This window comes from Aliikangiella sp. G2MR2-5, assembly GCF_015687155.1.
Taxonomy (GTDB): Bacteria; Pseudomonadota; Gammaproteobacteria; order Enterobacterales; family Kangiellaceae; genus Aliikangiella.
The window spans coordinates 365,548-388,396 of the sequence record NZ_JADPQF010000004.1 but is presented as its reverse complement, the minus strand read 5'-3'; the positions used below and the strand labels follow the sequence as shown (position 1 = coordinate 388,396).

Below are 22,849 nucleotides of genomic sequence, written 5' to 3'. Positions count from 1 at the left end.
TTATATTGCGTTAACTGTCTAGTGTTTAGCCCTTAATGTATCAATTAAGGAATCTTCTAATTCAACACGTTTAGCTAGCGCTTCCCCCAGTAAGGAAAGATCGTTGTCAAAAGAGTTCTCTTCTTCGAAATCATCATTTTTAGAGTACTTGTCATTAAAATCGACAACTATATCGGTAGTTTTAGAAATTTGAGGATAAAGCCTTTCAAGCAACTCCAGGCTAGTTGGCCCATTAACTTCGCACGCACTTACAATTTTTTCATATATCTCAAAGTGTCCTGCAGAAACATAATCGATTAAAATATCACAGAATTGATTCAATTGATTGAGTGCTGGTAAGTTGGGCTGATTACGAGTGCCACTGAGCTTGCAATATTGAACAATCAATTCGTTTCTTTCTGCAAGCCACTCACTAACCACAGAGTTTTTACATAGATCAGGAAGACCTCTGGCCAGATTATTGGAAAGCACTCCCTCAGATACAACGCCTTCAGGTACGACTTCTTCAGCCATTCGATCTTACTCCCGATTTGTTTAGGTGGAATGCTATTTTTTTACCATATTAAATCGCCTGTGCAAAATTTTTTTTTAATCGCAATAATTTGACAATGCTAAAATAAAGAGTACTTCGCTTTATCGAGCCGTTAGTACTAAACAAAACGCCTTTATTTATTAGTAGCTTAGGTTGACGAATTAAAGAAATTGAATACCTGGCTGCCGGTCTTGGTTTTTTCAGTTAAACTAAATGATATGGAAGATACCCCACCAACAAAGCCTAGTGGCAAAAGTCAGTTTGCTCGCTATTGGACCATTCGAGGTCTGACGGCTTCACTTATTGTCGTTGCGGCCTTACTGCCTGTAGTAAGCGCATTGAGTATCAGCTTTTGGCTCGATGGCCAGTATAATTGGCAAGAAGCTTTGCTCGAGTTAGGAGTCGCTTGCCTCACGCTTTCTCTTATTGCTTATCCTGCTTTTTATCTTTTGAACTGGGAATCAGTTCAAGCCCAGATGCTAGATGAAACACACCAGGACTTTCGCTTACTAATTGATCAAGCGGTAGACATGGTTTTTTTGGTCTCTATGGATGGTCAAATCGTTGAAGCAAACCAGAATGCCTGTGATGCTCTAGGGTATTCTAAAGAAGAGCTCAATAGTCTATCGATTTTAGATATTGATATTGACTGTTATCTCCATCGCCACCCATCACTTGTCGAAAAAATCCGCAAAGGGGAGAGCGTGACCTATCAATCTCGATACCGAAGACACAACGGAGAGCGGCTACCAATTGAAAGTAGAGTCCGTCTGGCTAGCTGGATGGAACAACCACATTATATAGAGTTCGTTTCAGATATTTCTCATCGCATAGAAATCGAAAAACAAATGGACGAGTCTCGAGAGGCGCTCGAAAAAACCAGAAATATTCTGGAGCGCCGTATTGAAGAACACTCTAGTGAGCTGGAAAAACAAAAACAGGGGCGAGAGATTGCGGAACGTTACGCCAACTCGATCCAGAATTACCTGGAAAAACTGATTGACTCTATGCCCTCGGCCATTATTGCAGTCGATGAAGACTATCGAGTAATGCAGTGGAATATTGAAGCAGAAAGAATGACCAATATTAAAGCTAAGGAAGCCGTTGGCGAGCAGTTATCCAAAGTTTTTCCCACTCTTCACACTCACATTCATAAGCATAACCAGGATCGGGATCTCATTCATCACAACATCAGTTTTCGTTTCAAAACAAAAATCGAGCAAGAGCGAAAAACACTCGAAGCCATGGTATACCCGATATTTACACTAAGAGAAGAAGAACAGGGAGAAGTTATTCGTATCGACGACATTACCGATAAACTGCGAATAGATGAAACACTGGTACAAACTGAAAAAATGTTATCTCTCGGAGGGCTCGCCGCAGGAATGGCACATGAAATCAATAATCCGCTTGGCGCAATTATGCAAAGCACACAAAATATCAAAAGGCGCCTTTCGGAAACTTTGCCGAGAAACCAAATGGTCGCACAGGAAACCGGAATTGAGTTAAAGGAGTTGAATGACTACCTGGAAAAACAGCGAATTCTGGAATTTCTTGACGGAATTATGGTTTCAGGAGAAAGAGCCGCTCGAATTGTCGGAGATATGCTAAGTTTTGCTCGTCCGGCTAATCAGGAAGCTTCAAAGGTTGCGCTTCAGGATGCGCTCGATGCAGCAGTTCGCTTATCCGCCAAAGACTACAATCAGCGCAAAAAATTCGACTTTAGAGAAATAGAAATTCGCAAAACTTATTCTCCACAAACCATTTTTGTTAAAGCGCAAAAAAATCAACTGGAGCAGGTATTCCTCAACCTGCTTGTCAACGCGGCACAAGCGCTGGCCCAGTTTCATGCTGAACAAGCTTCGCCACTAATTGAGCTGATTATCAGAAGAGAAGGAAATAAAGCCTGTGTTGAAGTGATTGATAATGGTCCGGGGATGGATGAAGCGACTCGTAAAAGGGTGTTCGAACCATTCTTTACCACCAAGGCTGAAAACGTCGGTACCGGACTTGGAATGTCAGTCTCTTACTTCATCGTTTCCGAACAACTCGGCGGTCAGATTTCGGTTGAGTCACAGAAAGGAAAGGGGTGTCGTTTTACCATATTATTACCTTTGCTCGCCACCTCAGACCCAATGGATGACGAGCACGATGAGCAAATTGAGCTACCGCTTTAGGAAAAAATTCTACGATTAGGCTTGAAGTGGCGAAAAAGGTTCCAGATCATAAGACCGGCAACAGCGCAGAAAAAAAGCAATACCCAGCCAGGCATTGAAATTCCCAGAAAATCCCAGGATACCTTTGCACACTCGCCATCACCTGCCAGGACTGTCGATATGACTTCACTCACGGGCAACATTTCTACCAGATAGTCTAGCGCTGGGCCACAGGCGGGGATTTCTCCCTCTGGCAAACTCTGCAAATAAAGATGGCGACCAGAAACGATACCTCCCAATATGGCACTGATTAGTCCCAAAGAGGCATACACAGGTCTCCAGGTACTACCCGGTAAAGGGTTATGTATGCCACGGAGTAAAAACCAGATACCAACAAAGAGTACGCCTATTCTCTGAAATATACATAGCGGGCATGGCTCCATACCTTCTACATATTGAAAATAGTAAGCAGTTACCAACAATTGATAACAAATAAACGCCATAAAAAGATTAAAGCCACGAGACTCTAGCATTGTCGATACCCTAATATTTAGCCCGTACCGGTAAACTCTCTACTCAGACAGACCAAGTCTATAGCTGAAAAGACAGCCGGTAAGAATTGTTTGAATTGTTTTTCGCAAAGTAGACTAGCAGAAATTGGTCAGTGGAAAAAGCTTTGTTACAACAAGGTGATATGAGAAGTGACAGGCAATAAAAAAGCCTCATTCGAGAGGCTTGTAAAAGTTTCCAGTCTGCAGGTCCCAGTGTACTGGGCTTCTTGTATTCGCTAGCGTTGATTATTTATAACAAACTGATATGGCGCTTGCAACATATATTTACAAATAGCGCCATTTTTTTATCTCATCCCAGGATAAACGACTATTTTTTGGCTTTTAATGCGTCTGCCAGCGCCATTCCAAATGCCGAATTAGCCGGTTTTCCCTGAGGCTTGCCACCTCGGGGCTTGAAATGACCTTTTGGCTTGTCAGCTCTTTGTCCTTTTGGCGCAGCATTTTCAGGGTTTGGACCAACCATAGATAAGCTGATCCTTTTGCGTTTAGCATCAACTTCGGTCACGTGAACTTTTACAATATCACCGGTTTTTACAACTTCACGCGGGTTTGAGATAAAGCGGTCACTCATCACTGAAATATGCACCAGACCATCCTGATGAACTCCGATATCCACAAATGCACCAAAATCGGTCACATTGGTCACAGTCCCTTCCAGGGCCATACCGGGGCTCAGATCAGCAATATTTTCGACGCCTTCTTTAAATTTGGCTGCTTTGAAGTCTCCGCGAGGATCTCTTCCAGGCTTTTCCAGTTCACTGAAAATATCATTAATTGTTGGTAATCCAAACTTTTCCTCTACATAGTCGCTCGCATTGAGCTGTCTGAGTTCAATCGAGTTACCCATAATACCGTCGATGCTTTTCCCCAGTTTTGCCAGCATTTTTTCAACAATTGGATAAGTCTCTGGATGAACACCTGAACGGTCAAGAGGGTTTGAACCATCGGTGATTCTCAAGAATCCAGCGGCCTGTTCAAAGGCTTTTGGTCCGAGGCGATCCACCTCGGTTAGTTGTTTGCGATCCGTAAACCGACCATGTTGCTCTCGAAAACGAATAATATTGCCTGCCAGAGTTTTGTTTAACCCGGAAACATAAGTAAGCAAAGGCGCCGAAGCAGTATTCAAATCAACTCCAACGGCGTTTACACAATCTTCAACAACGCTAGCCAGCATCTTGCTCAACTGACTTTGGCTAACATCATGTTGATACTGGCCGACACCAATAGCTTTTGGTTCGATTTTAACCAGCTCAGCCAAAGGATCTTGTAGACGGCGCGCAATTGACACCGCACCACGATAGCTAACATCCAGCTCAGGGAACTCATCAGCAGCCAGCTTCGAAGCCGAATAGACCGATGCCCCAGCTTCACTGACAACAATTTTTTGTAAACCAAGAGAGCTATGTTTTTTCATAAGCTCTGCTACCAGCTTGTCAGTCTCTCGTGACGCAGTACCATTACCGATACTCACAAGTTTAACCTTATACATTTCACACATTTTAGCCAGCTTGGCCAATGACTGATCCCACTGATTTTGGGGTACATGTGGGAAGATCGTAGAATGAGCCAACAGTTTGCCAGTATCATCGACCACCACCGCTTTAACACCAGTCCTTAAACCAGGATCTAGCCCCATTGTGGTGAACTTGCCCGCAGGTGCAGCCATCAGAAGATCTCTCAGATTGCTCGCGAAAACTCCAATCGCATGAGTTTCTGCTTGTTCACGTAGCGCCCCCAGAAGTTCTGTCTCAAAAAAGTTGTGCAGCTTTACTCGCCAGGTCCAAAGGACAACGGTTTGCAGCCAGTTGTCAGCAGGGCGCCCTTGATCAGAGATATTTGCATGTTTAGCAATTAAATATTGAGCATGATTACTGGCCTTATCATCTTTTAGTAAGTTCTCATCAACCACCAGTTCAATAGTCAGAATCCCCTCATTTCTGCCTCGGAATAAAGCCAGAGCTCTATGGCTGGGAATTTTACTGAGCTTCTCACTGTATTCAAAATAATCACTGAACTTATGCCCTTCTCCTTCTTTGCCAGCAACAACTTGCGAACGCACATAGGCATGTTCATTCAGATACTGACGAATTTCCGAAAGCAGGACTGCATTTTCAGCAAAGTTTTCCATCAAAATCTGCTTGGCACCATCAAGCGCCGCTTTACTATCAGCAACTCCTTTATCAGTATCGACAAATTCTGCCGCTAGAGTCTCTGGAGCCAGTTGAGGGTCTTCAAGCAGCTTAACCGCCAAAGGCTCAAGACCTGCCTCTCTGGCAATTTGCGCTTTTGTCCTTCTTTTGGGTTTATAAGGAAGATAAAGATCTTCCAGTTCGCTCTTGGTTTCAGCACTCAGAATACTCACTTTAAGCTCGGGAGAGAGTTTTTCCTGCTCATCGATACTTTTCAAAATCACCTGTCTGCGATCTTCCAGTTCACGCAGATAACCAAGTCGTTCCTCAAGATTACGCAACTGGGTATCATCTAGTCCGCCAGTGACCTCTTTTCGATATCGGGCAATAAATGGAACAGTCGCTCCTTCATCTAGTAAGGTAACGGCGGCAGCCACCTGTGTTTCTTTTACCGCTAATTCCTGGGCTATTCTGTGTGCGATATTAAGCATTAAACTTCCTACAAAAAAACTGAGTTAGTCCCCACGGGAGCAAACTTTAACTGCAAAACTTCCGCTCTGGACATCAAAGGAGACTGTCACTCTACGGTAGCTATACGGGTTGTTGGACTGGCGATTATAAACATTTTGCAGGGAAATTCAGCCGGAATTTCGAGATTTTGTAGCGACCTCAGGCTATCGGTCGCTAAAAATTACCCGCAGATCAAGCTCACAGGTTATACTCTGTAACAAATAGATGAAAAATATCGTTGCCTTTCAAGTGGTTATTCGGACAGAATACTCTTGGATAAAAGTCGGGCTTTGATTCATAGCGAGCATAGAATCGCTAGACAGGTCATAATCAAGTAAACCAGCTGATTAGTTGTAGGCGGGTGAATGTAAACACCGGCGACATGATCAACAGGAGGGGAATACGGATGAGTGAAGAAACGCAAAAAATATTAGTAGTTGATGACGATCTGCGTTTACGGAGTTTATTAGAACGTTACTTCAAAGAGCAGGGATATATAGTTAAGGTTGCTGCTGACTCCGAACAAATGGATCGCTTTCTGGAGCGTGAAAACTATCATCTGATGATCCTCGATTTAATGTTACCGGGAGAAGACGGACTTTCGATTTGTCGCCGCCTTCGCTCAGAAGAAAATAATATCCCTATTATCATGCTAACAGCCAAAGGGGACGATGTTGACCGCATTATAGGTCTGGAGTTAGGTGCAGATGACTATTTGGCCAAGCCCTTTAACCCCAGAGAGTTACTGGCACGTGTCAAAGCAGTACTTCGACGCCGATCTGCAGAATTGCCGGGAGCTCCGAGTGGCGAAGAAAAAATTATCGAGTTCGGACAGTTCAAGCTTAACCTTGCGACTCGTGAAATGACTAAAAATGGCGAGCCTATGACCTTGACCAGTGGAGAATTTGCGGTGCTAAAATCGCTGGTTACCAACCCTCGACAGCCACTTTCCAGAGATAAACTTATGAACCTCGCTAGGGGCCGTGACTATTCTGCTCTGGAGCGCAGCATCGATGTGCAGGTTAGCCGTTTACGACGAATGATAGAGGAAGATCCGGCCAAACCAAGATATTTGCAAACTGTCTGGGGAATTGGCTATGTATTCGTACCGGACAGTGAAGACTAAAGACTTTTAATTCCCCCCCCCCCAATTTTACTACGCCGTCGGCCTCTGACGGCGTTTTCTCTAATCAAATCAGCGACCATACTCCAAAACATCAACTCAACCCTTTGATTTTTTTATTGAATTTGTCATGATGTAAGACAAACAAGAATATCTTACATTAACTATAATAATGGCAAACATCATTCTGCTTGGCACCATGCAGGCTTAACAGCTTTCCCCACTTTAAAAAACATTAAGGAAAGCCGAACAACCCAATATTAAATTAAAGGATTCGCTGCTCAATGAAACAATTGCTTACAGCACTAACAGGAAGCATCAGAGATCTTGCGCCCATAGTGCTGGTAATCCTTTTCTTTCAGGTCGTGGTAATGCAGCAATCTCTGCCTAATGCACTGGATATTCTGTTCGGTACTCTGCTGGTCGTTGCCGGGTTAACGCTTTTCATCCAAGGACTGGAAATGGGGCTCTTTCCAATTGGCGAGGACATGGCTTACGCCTTTGCAAAAAAAGGTAGTATCTCCTGGCTATTAACTTTCGCGTTTGCATTAGGATTCGGTACCACTATAGCGGAACCAGCTCTTATTGCTGTCGGTAGTGAAGCTGCACAGGTGGCCGCCTCCGCTGGCATTATTGAAAATGATGCTGACTCCCAAAAAAGCTACGCTTTAGGCCTTAGGCTTACAGTTGCTTTCAGTGTCGGCGTCGCAATCTTACTCGGTGTATTGAGAATTTTAAGAGGATGGCCTATTCATTATATGATTATAGGCGGCTATGTACTGGTGGTTATCGTTACCAGCTTTGCGCCAGAAGAAATTATCGGAATTGCTTATGATAGCGGGGGCGTCACTACCTCAACTATTACTGTTCCTCTGGTCACCGCTTTAGGAGTGGGACTGGCAAGCGCGATTAAAGGCCGAAACCCAATGATTGACGGCTTCGGCTTGATCGCATTTGCTTCACTGACACCGATGATTTTTGTCATGATATACGGAATGGTGATATGACCTGGACCCAAGAACTTATCCATGTTTTTTTATCTACAATAAAAGATGTATTCCCGATCGCGCTAATTATTTTCGGTTTTCAATTATTTGTTATTCGTCGACCAATTAAGCACCCCAAAAAAGTTTTTACCGGCTTCTTTTTAGTAATTGTCGGTCTGGCACTGTTTTTACTGGGACTGGAAAAGGCACTCTTCCCAATCGGAAAATTGATGGCAGAACAATTAACCGCTACAGAAGGCAGCTACCTTTGGGTGTATATTTTTGCTTTTATGATAGGCGCCAGCACAACCATTGCAGAACCATCACTCATTGCGGTTGCGATTAAGGCCAACCAGGTTTCCGGGGGAGGTATCGGGATCTGGGGATTAAGGATTTCAGTCGCTATTGGTGTCGCCGTAGGCATCGCATTGGGCACCTGGCGGATAGTGACCGGTTGGCCGATTCATTACTTTATTGTGGCGGGTTATATCGTTGTGATTATACAAACCTTTTTTGCACCAAAAACAATTGTACCTTTAGCCTACGACTCTGGCGGTGTTACAACCTCGACAGTTACCGTACCGCTAGTTGCGGCTTTGGGGCTGGGCCTTGCAGAACATATTCCAGGACGAAGTCCGCTTATCGATGGTTTTGGCCTGATAGCTTTTGCCAGTTTGTTCCCGATGATTAGTGTTATGGCCTATGCACAGATTTCTGAGTTTCGTGCCAAACAACCGTTGAGAAAACGTTATTATCAAGAGCTTGAAAAGCTCAAGCAAGAATCAAATTAGTGACCGATTAACCGGTCAAATGAAGGAGAAAATTATGCGCTTTAAATTGTTGCTCGTTTTTGTCGAAGACAGTAAGACAGATGCTATCATCGACTGCGCCAGAGAAAGTGGAGCCACCGGTGCAACCATTATTAACAATGCGCGCGGAGAAGGAATCAATCAGCAGAAAACTTTTTTCGGATTGTCACTGGAAACACAAAGAGACGTTGTCCTGTTTTTAGTTGAGGAACATCTCAGTCGGCATATATTGGAAGCAATATCCAGGGTAGGCGAGTTCGATACTCAGCCAGGAACCGGTATTGCTATCCAGATTGATGTTGAGGATGCGGTTGGCGTTGCTCATCAGGTAAAAGAATTAACCAATAAAATTGGAGAAGAGTTATGACAAATAAGAAACCAATTTATTGCAGAGATGTAATGACCCAAAGCTTTGAAAGACTCGATGGAGTAACAACAGTTGCGGAATCGCTCAAAGTAATGAGGGCAAAAAATATCAGTCAGGTCATCATCAACAAGCGGGATGAACATGATGAATTTGGCCTGGTTCAACTTTCAGATATCGCGAAGCAGGTTATCGCAAAAGACAGGGCACCAGAAAGAGTTAACCTCTATGAAATAATGGCAAAGCCGGTACTATCGGTGCGCGCAGACATGGATATAAAATATTGCGCTCGACTTTTCCAACAATTTGGTTTACAAGTTGCACCAGTGATTGAAAATGAAGAGATCATTGGTATGGTGAGCTATCGAGATATAGTGCTTAGCTGGCTCGATTATTTAGGGGAGTAGAAGTGGGATTATTGAACGGTCTTTTGGGTAATGCTTCAGAAGTCAATATCGACAAGCTTAATCTGGAATTTTCTCCAATAATGGCGGATAATGAATCGATTCAGATTGGCTATAAAGTCATACGCGATCTTTTTATTTTTACCAATAAAAGAATTATTTTAGTCGATAAACAAGGAATAACCGGCAAAAAGACCGAATTTCTTTCCATTCCTTATAAATCAATTACAACTTTTTGTGTCGAGTCAAATGGACACTTTGATATGGAGTCGGAGCTAAAAATCTGGATTTCCGGTCAAAGCACCCCTATTTGCAAAGACTTGAAAAGAGGAACAGATATTGTCGGTATTCAAAAAACAATAGCGACTTTTATGTTATAAAATATATGGAATATTTTGTTCAAGCATACAACATTTTTTCCAACTGGCTTTCAAATAATTTTTGGCGTTGGATTGTCGACGGTTTTACAGTAGGTGAAATTAAAATTGAACCTCTTAGTATTCTAGCGGCAGTCATCGTCTTAGTCGTACTGATTCGAGTGACCAAGTGGATCAAACATAAGCTTGATACAAGATGGTTATCCCGAAAGCGGCTGACCCAAAGTGAAAGAGACACCATCACTTCAATATTCGGTTATATATCGATTACTCTGGCACTTTTAATTTCTCTTTCTGTCGCCGGAATCAATATCGCCAGTTTAGCCATCATTGCCGGAGCACTGTCTTTTGGTATTGGCTTTGGATTGCAAAATATTGTCAGTAACTTTATATCAGGCATCATTTTACTATTTGAGAGACCAATTAAGCGGGGAGACTGGATAAGAGTTGGTGGAACAGAAGGGGTTGTAAAAAGCATTAACATTCGCTCGACCCGATTACAGACCTTTGATCGTTCTGATGTATTAGTTCCTAACTCCGATCTGCTTACCAATCAAGTCACCAATTTGATGCTATCCGACTCAATAGGACGTATAAAAATATCGATAGGAGTCGCTTATGGTAGCGATGTTGAAAAAGTCAGAGATATTCTGGTGGAGATTGCACGCGCTCATCCCAGTGCATTATTAGGTCAGAAAGATATTTCAGATCCACAAGCACTTTTTCTCTGTTTTGGTGATAGCGCCTTGCAATTTGAACTGCGTTTTTTTATCAACAATATTTCTGATGTATTTAAAGTAACCAGTGAAGTTAACTTTGAGATAGACAAGAAGTTTCGTGAGCTGGAGATACAAATTCCATTTCCTCAGAGAGACATTCATATTATTGATAAAAAATCACCTTAGGAAATACTCTTATTATTCCTGAAAAAGGCTCGTCTATTAATATACCCACCCAATAGCAATACGAGCCATTTTTACCGTACAAACTATTTTCTGGGGCCCACCGGAACCATAATGTGTGCATAGGGAGTTCCTTTCCACATGACATAGGGCCCACCATTATTGGGATCCGTTGGCAAGGCATCAAGTAGTTCAGGATCTGGTACGATAATCATTAAATGCGGACCTTCTTTGATCCAGTCATTATCCTTTGTAGGACCTTCAGCGAATGGGTCGATATTGCTGGCGCCACCATCCCCCGCCAACATATAGGAAATTCCAATATTTTTAATCGTCAAGGGCTTTTTATTTGACCAGGCGTCAGCCCATTTCATCCATGGACCATCCATACACATCGGAGCTTTTCCTTTTAGACTTGGTGGCGTTGGAAAACATGTATAACTACCGTCGCCTTTTTTAAGGACATTGTTTTCCCAGTCCACGACAGTTACCTTGTCTTTTAATGTCGGAGGCGCGGCACTTAGAGCGTCAGCAATTAGTTTCTTATTTTTATCACCAGCCTGAATGGAAGACGAATAGATTAACAACAACGCTAATCCAACAAATCCAATTTTCATACCTGTATTCATGAGGCTCTCCTTTGATTCTTTTGCCAAAACGAAATTTGTGGAGAAGCAAGTATAGCTAATGATCCTTACAGGTATCGCCAACAGACAAAAGTTATCTAAGTAGCAACAATTAAAGATAAATTCGAACTAACGTTTACGTTGGATACCTTCCGGTAAACTTTCAATTTTCAACATCTGTTCGTCTTTAAATGCTTTAGGCTCATTCACAAAATCAAGCAACATATCAAACGAATCCAGCCCCCAAAACAATTCGTTTTTGTATTCTTCAACAACAAAGGTAGGTACGCCCCACACACCAATACTAGCAGCCTGCTCGGTGTTTTCTTTTAATTTTTGTTTGATGTCATCATTCGAGACGAGAGAAAGAATGTCGTTATTTTTTAAACTGTTCTGGAGAAACTGGATACACTCCTCGCCTTCCAATGAATACCCCAGTTTCCATATGGCGTCAAATATGCAGGTAATAGCTTGAGAACTGCAATTCATTGCAATCGCCAGTCTCAGAGCCATCAAAGAATTAAATGGATGCGCTGGAGGCATATTAAATTGAATACCCAACGATTTCGCTTTCCAGTAGCAATGTTTATAAGTAAAAATTCTCTTAGGTGCGATTTCTGCCGGGCCCACATTTTGCCAATGGTTCAACAGCCCGGCAAGCAGGATCGGTTTAAACTCTATTTCAACATTTGAAGGAAGCCTTTCAAATTGTTTAAGCTGAATGTAAGCAAACGGTGAAATAAAATCAAAATACCAGCAAAGCTTCATTACGCTACTCTTATAATCTAAATATTTGTCAGACGACCCTATGAATTACATTATTTTGATTTGGCTTTTTGCCTTGCTTCAAAAGCAGCTAGTTGTTCAGCTGTCGCCTTGGTCTGATATTGTTCCTTCCATTCATTATAAGGCATACCATAGATATTTTCCCTTGCTTGGTCGTAGTCCATAGCAACACCTCGCTCCTCTGCCTCAGCCATCATCCATTTAGCTAGACAATTACGACAAAAATCAGCTAGTATCATCAGGTCGATATTTTGGACTTCTTTATGATTATCCAGATGATTTAACAATCGACGAAAAGTAGCTGCTTCTATTTCCTGTTGTTTTTCAAATTCCATTATTGTTAGCCTTCAGTTCTACAAAGAACAATTATATCACTACTTTCATTCTTTGTAAGATGACTCATATAATGTATCTTCTCCCCTGTAAATATAGGGCAATTGCTGTGCTTGACTTCTCGACTTTAAATAAGCCTTCAAGCTTGGCATAATACATTTTTCTTAATAGACCTTAGATACAATTCTCCATGACCAGCTGGACCGATATTTTAGCACCTGAAAAAACACAAGATTATTTCAAGCAAACATTACAATATGTTGCACATAGAAGGGCTGAGGGTATAACTGTTTATCCGCCACAGGAAGATGTCTTTAATGCCTTTAAGTTCACGCCCTTCGATCAGGTTAAAGTCGTAATTCTGGGTCAAGATCCCTACCATGGGCCAGATCAGGCACATGGACTCTGTTTCTCGGTTAAGCATGGCATCAAAGCTCCACCTTCTCTGGTCAATATGTATAAAGAGCTTTCGACTGACATCGAGGATTTTCAGATGCCCGAGCATGGCTATTTGCAAAAATGGGCTGAGCAGGGTGTTCTATTACTAAATACCGTATTAACCGTTGAACAGGGACAGGCACATTCTCACAAACACCTTGGTTGGGAACGTTTTACCGATCAGGTTATCCAGGGAATCAGCGATAATTTACAAGGCGTTGTTTTTTTACTTTGGGGTTCTCACGCCCATAAAAAAGGCGCAAGAATTGATACTCAAAAGCACTTTGTGCTAAAAGCACCGCATCCTTCTCCACTATCGGCTCACCGTGGTTTTTTTGGATGTAAACATTTTTCCAAAGCGAACGAAATTCTCGTCTCTCAAGGAAAAACTCCGATCGACTGGGCTTTAGGCTAAAGCCCAGAAAGACTTTTGCAATCAAATAATTTCGGCGATAATTTTTTGCCATCTTTTGCAAATAGCTATTAGCGTATTTTGATCCACAGGCAAGCCTGAAATTAAGAATTTGGCAAAATCATCATTCCACTTTTTCGGCTTTACAGTCGCTTTTAGACCAATGTTTCCTTTTTCTAAAAGAGCTAACTGCCTAGCCATACGCTTGGCTTTTATTTCTGGTGATGAAGTCAACTCAAAAAGAATTTCTGCATCAAGCAGTCGTGTCTGAACATCCTCAACAAACTCACTAGATGCAACTCTTTTTTCTCCAGACTCTACCAAAGATGCGCCTAGCTCTTCGCAAAGATAATCCGTATCATCACCTTCAATCTGCAATAAAAATCCGTCAATATCTTGAGCTTCTCCAGCCAAATCAGATAATTTAATTTGATTAGCGGCTAACAACAAATCAATAAAATTAACAATCTTTTGCTGCTCAACCTGGCGTTTAGCCAGCTGACAGCTTCTCGAAAAATGCTTACGAGCACTATCAAAAGCATTAATCAGAGCTTTTTCTTCTTTTCTTGGCAGCTTCAAGTTTGTTTGCCACTGCGCACTAAGACGGTCAAACTCCCCCCTGGCAGCCAATATTTCTGGCGCACTTAATTCAGCTAGCTGCTCTATTTTTTTAGTTAGTTCTGAAATTAACTGGCGATTTTCATCCAACTGACTGAGAAATTGTTTTTTCGCCAGATCTCGTCTGGCAAATACCTTATCAAGCTCATTTCGAAATAATTGCCATTGTTTCTTGTCGGCCCTATAAAAAGTCATTCCCAGAGCTTTCCATTGATTTTGAAGGTTTTTAGCCGCATCTACCGCCTGCGAAACCTCTTCTACTTCATTCAAGGATTGTGCCTTTTTAACAAGCCTTTCTCTAGCTTCAAGATTCCCCTGTTTGTAATTATTCAAGGGTATCTTGATTCGTTCAATTAATTGATTAAATCGTTTTTGAATTCTCTTCTGCTCATTAACGGGTATGGGTTGATAGCTCTTCCATTCGACAATCCATTGGCTATATTTTTTGTCAAGTTCTCGCCAGTCTTTATCGGATTTTTCTTGCTCAACATTTTTTTGACTAATAAGAGAGGATTCTTTTATAAATTTTTCAATTAGCAGACAAACGGACTGTCGCTTTCTTAAATTATCGGCTCTAACTTTATCCTGCTCCAAATAGTACTTGTGGCAGGGCTCATAGGCTTTATCTGCAGCTTCCTTAAATTCATCCCATAATATGCTATCAGCATTACTATCGGAAGAAGTTAGTTCGTGCCATTCCTCCTGCAGCTGATGAATTTTTTCTGCAAGCTCCAGCGGTTCCACATCGTTCCTGGTTAAACTTTTCATTGCATCACATAAAGCCTGTTTCTTAGGCTGAGTCGCAAACGCATGCCAGTCTCTTAATTCATCCAAAAGAGGGATCACACCCTCGAGCATTTTATCGATTGGTGAATTTAACGTTTTAGTTAAGTGCGCCTTTTCGTAATTGACATAATTGAAAATCTTGTTGGCCGCAATCAGATTTTTACGCTTTATCTGGTTTTTCAGTTGATTGATCTTGTGCTTCAAATGATTAATTTTTTTCAGCTCTTCTGATAGATACTCATCAACTTCATTTTCTAGTTTTTTTACCTCATTCAACCATAAATTGAGCTGTTCAGGCATTGGAATTTCATCGGGCCAGGCCAGGTCGTGAATTAGCAGGTTCCACTTTTTTAGCCAGTTACTAGCGAACTCAATGAGTTCATCTGCGAGCTCACTATCTTTTTCTATCGCTATTTGCGGAATTAGAGCAAAATGCTGTTTCATTTGTTCGACGTTGTCATCGAATTGATTCCAGACACTTATTATTCTTTCGATATCATGTTCAAGTGAGCCAAATTGTCCCTTTAGCTCTGCATCGAGCTCTACTTGCAAACTCAATTGCAGCCAGGTTTTCTTTAGAAGCTGAAACGCTTCTATCTGAGAATCAATGTTTGCCAATGTTTCGGTTTTCATCTCTTCAAAAATATTGTGAAGCTGATGTATCACCTCCCTGGCATTAACACTCGCTTCTTGTGCCAAAAGCTCTTTCTCGATACGTTCTCGATTTTTCTTCTCACATTTCTGACAAGCACTCAGACTTTGAGAAAAACAAAGTTGTAATGACTCCTGAGTTTTAGGCGAAAGAGAATTCCAACGAGCCTCGAGCAAATGATACTTTGCGTTCGATTGACTATCCCAATGCGAACTAGCCAACTTTTCCAGTTGACTACAAATAGACTGCGCCAGCTCCATTTCTTGTTGTTGCTTTTCTTTAACACTTTTGACTCGGTTGATTTGTGCTTTAATCTGCTTGATAACCTGCTTGTGACTAGATAGCTTCGCCAGTTCCTGTAGTCGCGGCAGTTCCTGAATGTACTCCAGAGCAGCCAGCTTTAACTCAAAAGACTTTGCGCCAGATACTAATGTCACCAGCAAGCCTTCTGCCAAGTTAGGCAATATGGGTTTAATTAAATCGGGATTACCAGTATTGGCAATGAGGAGCAATTTAACTTCATCAAGAGACTCTATAAACTGACGCTGCAGGCGCATGGAAAGCGACTCGCAATATCCCGGATCGATCTCAATTGCGCGGTTTGCAAGCGTGAGCCACTGTTCGACGGTATCAGCTTTCTCCAATAAATTCTTGAGCGGCTGTAGTCGATCGATTTTGGATAAAGCGAGCTTCCGGATTGGCGCACAATCATCCTCTACCGCTACTTGCAGTAATATACTCTCATGCTCTTTCACATTGAGCGCATTCACCGCTGCCTGTCTGACCTGGTGATCCTGATGTTGCCACTTGGGCGTAAATAACTTACTGAACATGAGACCTTCTTAGACTACTGGTGCTTTTGCTGTTGATTAATAGTACAAAACGGCGGATTATATCAACTCACCGCTTCACCAGAAATACCCTGATGATGTTTTCAACCAATCTGCTGAGCGCGACAAGGCGCTCAAATTACCAATTTTGATAACGATAGTGCGGCATTCCAGCATGTTCAAATCGGGCTACACGATTAAAACCCAGGCGCTGAATGATTCGGTTAGACGCGATATTATCAACCGCAGCCATTGCTATAACCTTTTCAAGTCCAAGCTCATTTCGGCCATATGGCATTAACGCGCTGCAAGCCTCACTAACCAACCCCCGATTCCAGTATTTAGGCATGATGCGATAGCCGATATCCGGGTATCCTTCATCGACTTCAAATTTGAACCCACAAAAACCGATAACCTGTTTGTCATGTTTATGAACGAGCGCGTAGCGAGCATACCCATATTGCTGATATTCTCTTAACCAGATATCTTTTATAACCGTCTCTGCCTCTTCTAACGAGCATGTTTTGTCAGCTTCACCAAGATAGCGCAATACCTTCGGGTCGGAATTGAAAGCGAATACGGAGGCTGCATCCTCTATGGTGAAATGCCGCATTGCCAGTCGTGGTGTTTCAATTAACCAAGCTAACTCATTTCTCATATTGTCACTCACCTTCTATACCTTTTGGTTAGCAGGAATCATAGCAAACTCTGATATCATAAACAGCAAAGCTGTCAGCTAAAAAGATCCTGCATAAAATGAAAACCCTGAGAGAGTGTTTCCTTTTCAAGACACTGAAACATCGGGTAGTATTGCAGTAACCTTTCTATTTGACGAGGTGGGGATGTCACCTTTTCTAACAGCCTATATTGAAAAAATAATTCAATATCCCTGGCGAGTGATCGTATTTTTTACTTTATTTGTCATCATACTGTCCAGCGGACTTCCCAATCTGTCAATCAGCAACGACTTTCGAGTCTATCTCAGTAAAAGTAATCCTCAGCTTAAAGCATTTGAAGACTTTGAAGATGACTACGTCAAATCAGACACTGCAACCCTGGTGGTTACGGCTAAAAATGAAGATCTGTTTAACCGTGAAGGCCTGTCTTTAATAGAATCTTTGACCGAGGAAGCCTGGAATATTAATTACGCCTATCGAGTATCATCAATTGCTAACTATACAATATCTCACGCAGATGGCGATGATATCTATTCGGAATACCTGGTTGAAGACGCAGCAAGACTTTCTGATGAAAAAGTTAAAAATATTAAAGTCCGAGCGCTGGCAGAGCAGCGTCTGGTCAAAACATTACTAACTTCAGATGGAAAGCTAAGTATTATTTTTATCACTCTCAACCTTCCTAAAGATAAAAAAAATGCAGCCATCGAAGTTACCACAGAAGTTGAACAGTTACGAGATAAATACCGAATACAATATCCCAACTTTGAGATCGATAACGGAGGCTCGACAGCTTTTAATGCAACTCTCGCCAGAGCGGTTGCCAAAGATCTGACGACCTTACTTCCACTAAGTTACTTGATTATTTTTGGCGGTCTGGTTTTCTTTTTAAGAAGTGCGATTGGCAGCTTGACTATATTCACCTTGATCTCGCTGTGCTTGATTTCAACGTTCGGCTTCTTCGGCTGGATATCTCCTGTTCTTACACCTATAGCAGGATTTACTCCGAGTATTTTGTTATCAATCATGGTTGCAGATAGTGTTCACCTGTTGGTCACCTATTACCGCCATATACAATCGGGGGAGAGTAAAAATAAAGCAATTCTGGAAAGTCTAAAGCTTAACTTTATGCCCGTTTTAATCACTAGTGTCACCACTATAATCGGCTTTTTAAGTTTAAATTTTAGTGCTTCTCCTCCTTATCAGGCACTTGGTAATATGGTGGCTTTTGGCGTACTTGTTGCCTTAATCTTCAGTCTGGTATTGTTGCCAGCCATGCTAAAGGTCATTCCGCCAGGAAAAATAAGACAGGCAAAAGCAATCTATCGCTTCTCTTCATTTTCAAATTTTTTAATCAAATATTATCGGCTCTTTCTTGTATCGATGCTACTACTCACATGTGCGTTAGTCGCGTTCATACCAAGCAATAAGGTGTCTGACAACTGGGCAAACTATTTTGACAATAGCTTTGAGTTGATTCAATTGGTTAATCGTCTGGATGGGTATCTCACTGGTATTAACTCTCTGGAGTATTCACTTAAACCCAAAGCAAGCCATTCAATTTTTTCGCCGGAATATCTGGCTCAACTCGATGAGTTTGAAAGCTGGTTTATAAGTCAGCCCAAAGTCGTCAATGTCAAATCACTGTCTGAGTTAATGAAAGACCTAAATCAGGTAATGAATGCAGACCAACCTGAATTTTATCGCGTACCGGACTCAGCGGAACTTGCTGCTCAATACCTGTTATTTTATGAATTTGGATTGCCACAAGGGCTAGGGTTGAATGATTTGGTAACCATCCATAAAGACGCATCTCGGTTTAGTGTTTCTGTTACCAATTCGGGCTCAGAAGAGTTACTGCAGCTCGACCGGCTAGCACAAAACTGGCTTCAGAAAAATGCCAATGCAATTGAGCCTAGTCAGGCTACCGGTCTGGGAATGGTTTTCGCTCACATAGCACAACGGAATATTTCCAGTTTATTATTTGGTACTTTTATCGCCCTTATCGCTATTTCAATCGTACTCGTACTGGTCTTAAAATCGTTTCGCTTCGGCATCATCAGTTTAATACCGAATCTTGTTCCGGCAGCCATGGCTTACGGTCTTTGGGGTCTTTCATTCGGCTATATTGATATTGCCTTATCGATAGTAGCTTGCTCCACTTTGGGCATAGTGGTAGATGATACCGTCCACTTTCTGCATAAGTATCAACTTGCCCGCGAACAGGGAAAGGATGCCAAAGCAGCGATCAAAGAGACATTTGAGCGAGTCGGTCTGGCACTATTGACAACTTCTCTGGTATTAAGTGGCGGTTTTCTAATTCTCGCTATTTCTTCTATGAATACCTCTGCCACCATAGGTTTGCTAATGGCTATTACATTAACTTTTGCGCTTATTGTGGATTTTCTGCTGCTGCCTACCCTGTTAATACTATTCGACAAATCAAAATTATCAAATAACAACAGGCAGTAAACTCGACTTAATAAAACAATCACGGCGGCACGATATAGCCTGTTAATGCTTTAAGACCAGTCAGCATATTTGACAGTATTGTTGCAAAAGACTAATCTTGAATGAGTTAAGTCCACCGGTGACTTAAGTGATTAACAGGTCTGGCAAAGGTAGCGATTGATGGAAGAGTTATTGGTGAGCAACTTAGAGCTTTCCGAGTTTGATCTGGTAACTCGTTCGCTTGAGCCTTTTGTTAATCTGGAACTCAATCAGCACCTCATTCGGCATTGTATTCAAACATTTCAGCCTTTTGAAAAGTCAGATCAGTTAATGGTCTTGCTCAATTTGAAAGGTGAGATTGTTTATATCAACGGCGCTGGATGCGATCAGCTTGGACTCTCACAACAAGCGCTAATTGGCAGCTGCTGGTTCACCCAGTTTATCCCTTCCGAGCAAAGAACAGAAATACTGATGGTGTTTGATAATATCACCAATGGAACCGGAGAGCTGTATTCAGAATATATAAATGATATTGTTATTCATGATAACCAACAGATAACCTATAGCTGGAAAAATCGCTTTATTACCAATGAAATGACTCAAGTGACAGGCGTTTTTTCAATAGGGCTTGGACTTAAATTTTTCTAGCTTTCGACATGCAATAAGCTTTTCCGAATATCAATCAATTAAGTAATGGATCAACATTAAATGGAATACAGCGACGTTATTCAATTTTGGTTTGAAGACTCAACACCTGCAGACTGGTTTAAAAAAGATGAATCATTTGATCAACTGATCCGCAAACGCTTTTTAAAAACCTACTATGCAGCAACATGCTGTGAACTATTTGACTGGCGGAAAACACCAGAAGGCCGCCTTGCGGAAGTTATTGTACTCGACCAGTTCTCCCGCAATATGTTTCGCGACTCAGCCCAGGCGTTCGCTTTTGACTCGTTAGCGGTGGCCCTGTGTCAGGAAGCTATCATGCAACAAGCAGATCTGGCGCTTCCACTATCAAAGCGAAAGTTTTTGTATATGCCGCTAATGCATTCTGAATCTCTGGTTATTCATCAAGAAGCAATGCGGGTATTTTCTCAGGAAGGTCTGGAGGAGAACTATGTTTACGAAATTAAACATAAAGAAATTATTGAGCGCTTCGGCCGCTATCCGCACCGGAACCAGATTTTGGGGCGAGAGTCCAGTGAAGAAGAGATAGCTTTTTTAAATCAACCCGGTTCTTCATTTTAGCCGGTTCTTCATTTTAGATTGTGAGTCACTCTGGAGCAAAGTGACTCACTTGAATCAACAACCTACTTTAAATGCTTTAATCTAAAGGATCTTCATCTACCCAGTCATCATCAGTATCTTCCTCAGACTTGGCGCTTGAAGAGATCGAAATTTTAGTATGATGTGTTGTAGAGTATTTCAGCCATGTTTGCACAAGCGGACTAAACTGAATATCACCCTTGAGAATTGCATCTTTCAACTGGATATCCTCTTCATTAGGATTCTCCACTTCTCCTTTAAGTAAGGCCTCGATCAGGTTACCATTTCTTTCCAGCATTTCACTTTGAGCGATAGTAAAATCACCTGAACGCGCAATTCCATATGGATAGCGTCTGGGATCCTGGAATCTTCTACTAAGCCAATAATCTCTCGGTTTCATCGCCATGAACTCCTGAAAAAGCTTAAAAATCAAAAGCTTATTAATGAAAACAAGGTAATGCAAATCACCCCCTTCTAATCGGGAATATTAGCTTGCAAACCAGCTGAGAAAAGCGAAATAAATTTATCGTAACCACAAAAATAATTTATTGTCACAGATATGATACGCCTTCCGATGGTTAAAAAACCTGCATCAATTTTTCTCCTCGTAAAGAACAATTTAATTTGTTAGCCGAGCACCAAGGAGGGTGCTAATTTGACACCTCCAACGAATCTGGAGATGTTTAAATGAAACTTAAATCTGCGCTTGTATCAACCTTATCGGCGCTTATATTAATCTCAACCAGTGCCTTCGCCGATGAGCGTCCGGTAGCCCCAAAATCATTGGTCGAGGAAACAGCAACATTGTGCAAAGAATACGCTAAAGAAGACGGCGTTGCTGAAGAGGAGCTAGCGAAGTATTTATTAAGTTGCGTCAATGACGAACTGGAGGAACAGGGCTATCAACCGTTAGAAACCTTGGAAGAATAGCCCTATGCAGTCGCCCAAAAAAACAAAGAAAGGTTTTACTTTCATAGAATAATGGGCTTTTGTTCCACGGGAGCAAAATCTGACTCAGCTCCCGTGGATTACATCTTTAAACCAGATCAAGCTTTGTATAGCAGAGCTAGCTTCTTGTTAACTCCCTCGCTTATTGTTATTTAATGACAAAAATCTAGTAGATCCGCTACTAATTTAACCCTAGAATGCAAACACACTTAGGCAATATCTGGCTGTTATGCTCAATATTGATATCAATTTGTTAAGAACATTTCTAGAAATTGAAAAAACTCGGCATTTTGGTAAAGCCGCGGAAAACCTTTATCTTACCCAGTCGGCGATTAGCGCTCGAATCAAGCTTTTGGAAGATACTTTGGGCCTGGCGCTTTTTGAGCGCTATCGCAACAATATTCAACTAACCAGTCACGGGCAAAAGCTGCTTCCCTATGCGACCCAGATGGTTGAACTCTGGGTCCGCACAACTCAGGATATTCGAGTCCCGGTGGAGTTGAATAATTTGCGGATCGCAGCTCCCAGTTCGATTTGGAGTTCAAAACTAGCGAGTCTTCCTAACTTTTTATTTAGTAACGCGCCCAATTTACAGCTGGAAGTTCAGTCGATTGATAGCAATATTATTAGCAGGCGTTTGCTGGAACACACGACCGATATTGGTTTTTTGTATGATCAGCCCAAAATAGACGAACTGGAATTTCGTCATGCTTTTAGTCTGAAACTGGCTTTCTATTCAAACAGAGAAGAGGCATCTCTGGAAGAAATTAATGACAAGAATTTTGTCAGCATCGACCTTGGACTAACCTTCAGTGAAATTCAGGCTAAGTTGTTACCAAATGTCGGAAGTCCGGTTTTTCAAGCTGCCAATTGGCAAATGGCCATCGAATATGCAATAGAATTTGGTGGATTTACTTTACTTCCAGCATTTCTAGCTAAGAAGCGTAAAAAACTATTCAAGCTCGCCGACTCGCCGACAATCGAACGCGAAGTTTATCTTTGCCGGGCCAAAGATCTTGATAAGAACAGTGCAAAGCGTGAATTTATTGACTTATTCGACTCTTTGGCGGAAAAGGCTTTTCGACTTTAGTTGAGCAGGAGTCCACCGCAATACTCCCCATGACCAGTCCAGCGTATGTGCTCGATTAAAAATACAAGCGAG

Annotated in this window: 23 protein-coding genes; 14 read left to right on the top strand and 9 right to left on the bottom strand. The window is 41.8% G+C overall.

Translation table 11 applies throughout. The annotated features are described in order from the left end of the window. Positions 1-18: 18 nt before the first annotated feature. Positions 19-513: a sigma D regulator gene (gene rsd, locus IYN84_RS14740; protein WP_196140003.1), complete on the bottom strand. Its 495-nt coding sequence runs from the start codon at positions 511-513 to the stop codon at positions 19-21. A gap of 237 nt (positions 514-750) precedes the next feature. Here rsd and IYN84_RS14735 point away from each other — a divergent pair, with 237 nt between their 5' ends. Beyond that, a complete protein-coding gene (locus IYN84_RS14735) occupies positions 751-2,709 on the top strand; it encodes a PAS domain S-box protein (protein ID WP_196140002.1) in 1,959 nt (652 codons plus the stop codon). Here the strand turns inward: IYN84_RS14735 and IYN84_RS14730 are convergent. Further along, positions 2,706-3,221, bottom strand: a complete 516-nt coding sequence (locus tag IYN84_RS14730) for a disulfide bond formation protein B (RefSeq protein ID WP_196140001.1) — start codon at positions 3,219-3,221, stop codon at positions 2,706-2,708. The genes IYN84_RS14735 and IYN84_RS14730 overlap by 4 nt on opposite strands. Positions 3,222-3,567: 346 nt before the next feature. Beyond that, positions 3,568-5,880, bottom strand: coding sequence for a Tex family protein (locus IYN84_RS14725; protein WP_196140000.1), 2,313 nt, complete (start codon positions 5,878-5,880; stop codon positions 3,568-3,570). 425 nt (positions 5,881-6,305) lie between these two features. On the opposite strand from IYN84_RS14725, the gene ompR reads away from it, so the two are divergent. From ompR to IYN84_RS14690, 7 genes are all read left to right on the top strand, one after another. Beyond that, complete coding sequence (gene ompR / locus IYN84_RS14720; RefSeq protein WP_196139999.1) at positions 6,306-7,025, top strand: two-component system response regulator OmpR; 720 nt, start codon at positions 6,306-6,308, stop codon at positions 7,023-7,025. Positions 7,026-7,306: 281 nt separating this feature from the next. Next, positions 7,307-8,029 (top strand): DUF1538 domain-containing protein, encoded by a 723-nt coding sequence (locus IYN84_RS14715; RefSeq protein ID WP_196139998.1) that lies wholly within the window; start codon positions 7,307-7,309, stop codon positions 8,027-8,029. Continuing rightward, a complete protein-coding gene (locus IYN84_RS14710) occupies positions 8,026-8,799 on the top strand; it encodes a DUF1538 domain-containing protein (RefSeq protein WP_196139997.1) in 774 nt (257 codons plus the stop codon). Before IYN84_RS14715 ends, IYN84_RS14710 begins: the two co-directional genes overlap by 4 nt. Before the next feature lie 34 nt (positions 8,800-8,833). Further along, the gene (locus IYN84_RS14705) at positions 8,834-9,184 is read left to right on the top strand and encodes a P-II family nitrogen regulator (protein ID WP_196139996.1); all 351 of its coding nucleotides are present in this window, start codon (positions 8,834-8,836) and stop codon (positions 9,182-9,184) included. Next, positions 9,181-9,588: a CBS domain-containing protein gene (locus tag IYN84_RS14700; protein ID WP_196139995.1), complete on the top strand. Its 408-nt coding sequence runs from the start codon at positions 9,181-9,183 to the stop codon at positions 9,586-9,588. The genes IYN84_RS14705 and IYN84_RS14700 overlap by 4 nt, the downstream gene beginning before the upstream one ends. 2 nt (positions 9,589-9,590) lie before the next feature. Then, positions 9,591-9,965: a PH domain-containing protein gene (locus IYN84_RS14695; protein ID WP_196139994.1), complete on the top strand. Its 375-nt coding sequence runs from the start codon at positions 9,591-9,593 to the stop codon at positions 9,963-9,965. 5 nt (positions 9,966-9,970) lie between these two features. After that, complete coding sequence (locus tag IYN84_RS14690) at positions 9,971-10,867, top strand: mechanosensitive ion channel family protein (protein ID WP_196139993.1); 897 nt, start codon at positions 9,971-9,973, stop codon at positions 10,865-10,867. 83 nt (positions 10,868-10,950) lie between these two features. On the opposite strand, the gene IYN84_RS14685 is transcribed toward IYN84_RS14690, so the two are convergent. The 3 genes from IYN84_RS14685 to IYN84_RS14675 form a co-directional block, all read right to left on the bottom strand. After that, complete coding sequence (locus tag IYN84_RS14685) at positions 10,951-11,493, bottom strand: hypothetical protein (RefSeq protein WP_210330529.1); 543 nt, start codon at positions 11,491-11,493, stop codon at positions 10,951-10,953. 126 nt (positions 11,494-11,619) lie between these two features. Beyond that, a complete protein-coding gene (locus tag IYN84_RS14680; RefSeq protein ID WP_196139992.1) occupies positions 11,620-12,258 on the bottom strand; it encodes a 2-hydroxychromene-2-carboxylate isomerase in 639 nt (212 codons plus the stop codon). 50 nt (positions 12,259-12,308) lie between these two features. Beyond that, on the bottom strand, positions 12,309-12,611 hold the full coding sequence (locus tag IYN84_RS14675; RefSeq protein WP_196139991.1) for a DUF1244 domain-containing protein: 303 nt from the start codon (positions 12,609-12,611) through the stop codon (positions 12,309-12,311). A 188-nt stretch (positions 12,612-12,799) separates the two neighbouring features. Here IYN84_RS14675 and ung point away from each other — a divergent pair, with 188 nt between their 5' ends. Continuing rightward, positions 12,800-13,462 (top strand): uracil-DNA glycosylase, encoded by a 663-nt coding sequence (gene ung / locus IYN84_RS14670; RefSeq protein ID WP_196139990.1) that lies wholly within the window; start codon positions 12,800-12,802, stop codon positions 13,460-13,462. Positions 13,463-13,483: 21 nt separating this feature from the next. On the opposite strand, the gene IYN84_RS14665 is transcribed toward ung, so the two are convergent. Beyond that, on the bottom strand, positions 13,484-16,348 hold the full coding sequence (locus IYN84_RS14665) for a DUF349 domain-containing protein (protein ID WP_196139989.1): 2,865 nt from the start codon (positions 16,346-16,348) through the stop codon (positions 13,484-13,486). A gap of 136 nt (positions 16,349-16,484) precedes the next feature. After that, complete coding sequence (locus IYN84_RS14660; protein WP_210330520.1) at positions 16,485-17,015, bottom strand: GNAT family N-acetyltransferase; 531 nt, start codon at positions 17,013-17,015, stop codon at positions 16,485-16,487. A 172-nt stretch (positions 17,016-17,187) separates the two neighbouring features. Here IYN84_RS14660 and IYN84_RS14655 point away from each other — a divergent pair, with 172 nt between their 5' ends. The 3 genes from IYN84_RS14655 (at position 17,188) to IYN84_RS14645 (ending at position 20,721) form a co-directional block, all read left to right on the top strand. After that, on the top strand, positions 17,188-19,494 hold the full coding sequence (locus IYN84_RS14655) for an RND family transporter (RefSeq protein WP_196139987.1): 2,307 nt from the start codon (positions 17,188-17,190) through the stop codon (positions 19,492-19,494). A 159-nt stretch (positions 19,495-19,653) separates the two neighbouring features. Beyond that, positions 19,654-20,121, top strand: a complete 468-nt coding sequence (locus IYN84_RS14650) for a PAS domain-containing protein (protein WP_196139986.1) — start codon at positions 19,654-19,656, stop codon at positions 20,119-20,121. Positions 20,122-20,181: 60 nt separating this feature from the next. Further along, positions 20,182-20,721, top strand: a complete 540-nt coding sequence (locus IYN84_RS14645; protein WP_196139985.1) for a DUF924 family protein — start codon at positions 20,182-20,184, stop codon at positions 20,719-20,721. 76 nt (positions 20,722-20,797) lie between these two features. On the opposite strand, the gene maoP is transcribed toward IYN84_RS14645, so the two are convergent. Beyond that, a complete protein-coding gene (gene maoP / locus IYN84_RS14640; protein ID WP_196139984.1) occupies positions 20,798-21,139 on the bottom strand; it encodes a DUF413 domain-containing protein in 342 nt (113 codons plus the stop codon). A gap of 287 nt (positions 21,140-21,426) precedes the next feature. On the opposite strand from maoP, the gene IYN84_RS14635 reads away from it, so the two are divergent. Together IYN84_RS14635 and IYN84_RS14630 are read left to right on the top strand one after the other, a co-directional pair. Next, complete coding sequence (locus IYN84_RS14635) at positions 21,427-21,669, top strand: hypothetical protein (protein WP_196139983.1); 243 nt, start codon at positions 21,427-21,429, stop codon at positions 21,667-21,669. A 247-nt stretch (positions 21,670-21,916) separates the two neighbouring features. Beyond that, positions 21,917-22,777, top strand: coding sequence for a LysR family transcriptional regulator (locus IYN84_RS14630; RefSeq protein ID WP_196139982.1), 861 nt, complete (start codon positions 21,917-21,919; stop codon positions 22,775-22,777). Positions 22,778-22,849: the final 72 nt, after the last annotated feature.